We start from the raw sequence: 1635 nt of genomic DNA, 5'->3' as shown, positions 1-1635 counted from the left end.
AGTGGTCTGATTCGTTAATTCGTCGGGGGTTGTTGCCAGGCGGTGGGGTCGGCGAGGTAGAGCCCGCAGGCGCAGTCGAGTGCGTCCTCGGGGGTGCCGGCGAAGTCGCCGCTGGGCAGGATCGAGTCCTGGTACTTGCCGGTGCTGGCGAGGTGGATCGCGAATCCCCACGAGCGGGCCGATCCTCCGTAACGCAGCCGCATCAGCGGTAGGACGGTGCCGTCCGGCAGTGTCGCGTCGACGTAGGCGAAGGATCCTCGAAATCGGGCGTCGACGTCACGCAGTTGCGGCCAGCGGGCGCGGGCGTGATCGAACAACCGAAGGCGCAGCGAGTTCTTCGTCGATTCCGGTGGTGTCGGCACAGGGTTCATCGTGCCCGATGACCACCCGTGTCGGTCACCAACCTCGGGGGTGTCGCACGCGAAGGTTGGGGCATGTGTGATGAATGTGACCTGCTGGTGCTGCTGTGGTGATGGTCAGTCCGTTCCAGGTCGCGTTGGACGAGGTCGACCGCGTCGAGCTCGAGCGGCGGGTGCGGGCGGGCAACACCCCGCAGAAGGTGGTGCTGCGCGCGGTGATCGTGTTGATGGCCGCCGACGGCGCCTCGAACGCGGCCATCGCCGACGAACTCGGCATCTGCGTCGATACCGCCCGCAAGTGGCGCGCCCGATTCTGCGCCAAGGGCATCAAGGCACTGGTCGACGCGCCCCGATCGGGGCGCCCACCGGTGTACACCCCCACGGACGTGGCCCGGGTCAAGGTGTGGGCGTGCGAGTTGCCGGCCGAGCACCAGCTGCCCCTGTCTCGGTGGAGCGCCCCGGAACTGGCCCGCCAGTTGCTGACCGACGGGATCCGGGCCTCGGTGTCGACGGTGCGCCGCTGGCTCACGCAGGACGCCCTCAAACCCTGGCAGTACCAGTCGTGGATCTTCGTCCGGGATCCACGGTTCGAGGCCAAAGCCGCTGTCGTCCTCGATCTGTATGCCCGCAGGTACGACGGCGTCGAGCTGGGCGCGGACGAGTACGTGATCTCCGCGGACGAAAAGCCCTCCATCCAGGCCCGTCGCCGTTGCCATCCCACCCAGCCGGCCGGTAAAGGACGTCCGATGCGCGTCAATCACGACTACCGCCGCGGTGGGGCGTTGGCGTATCTGGCGGCCTACGACGTCCACCATGCCCGGGTGTTCGGTCGATGCGAACAGTCGACCGGCATAGTGCCGTTCACCGCCCTGGTCGATCAGGTCATGACCTGCGAGCCCTATGCGTCGGCGCAACGGGTGTTTTGGATCGTCGACAACGGATCCTCGCACCGGGGCCGGGCCGCGATCGATCGGCTGTCCGCGAGGTATCCGAACGCGGTGATGGTGCACACCCCGGTGCACGCGTCGTGGCTCAATCAGGTCGAGATCTTCTTCTCCATAGTCCAACGCAAAGTGGTCTCGCCCAACGATTTCGAAGACCTCGATGCTGTCGAACAGCGCCTGCTCTCCTTCGAGGAACGGTACAACGCCACCGCCGTGCCGTTCAAGTGGCGGTACACCACCACCGACCTGCACCGACACCTCGAACGACTCGACCACCACGACCGAACCCTGCAAGCGGCATAACCCCCGACGAATTAGCGAATCAGACCACT

At 66.2% G+C, this 1635-nt stretch carries 2 protein-coding genes; one reads left to right on the top strand and one right to left on the bottom strand.

The window, feature by feature from the left end:
* Window positions 1-14: 14 nt before the first annotated feature.
* Window positions 15-362 carry a hypothetical protein gene (locus tag ACFWAY_RS53710; RefSeq protein WP_378516532.1) on the bottom strand — a complete coding sequence of 116 codons (348 nt, stop codon included), beginning with the start codon at window positions 360-362 and terminating at the stop codon, window positions 15-17.
* Window positions 363-472: 110 nt separating this feature from the next.
* On the opposite strand from ACFWAY_RS53710, the gene ACFWAY_RS53705 reads away from it, so the two are divergent.
* Window positions 473-1606, top strand: coding sequence for an IS630 family transposase (locus ACFWAY_RS53705; RefSeq protein ID WP_378516531.1), 1134 nt, complete (start codon window positions 473-475; stop codon window positions 1604-1606).
* Window positions 1607-1635 lie beyond the last annotated feature (29 nt).

Origin of the sequence: Rhodococcus sp. NPDC059968 (assembly GCF_042738615.1) — a bacterium.
Classification (GTDB): domain Bacteria; phylum Actinomycetota; class Actinomycetes; order Mycobacteriales; family Mycobacteriaceae; genus Rhodococcus_F.
The sequence above is the reverse complement of the archived record's forward strand: the minus strand, read 5'-3'. Positions and strand labels throughout refer to the sequence as shown.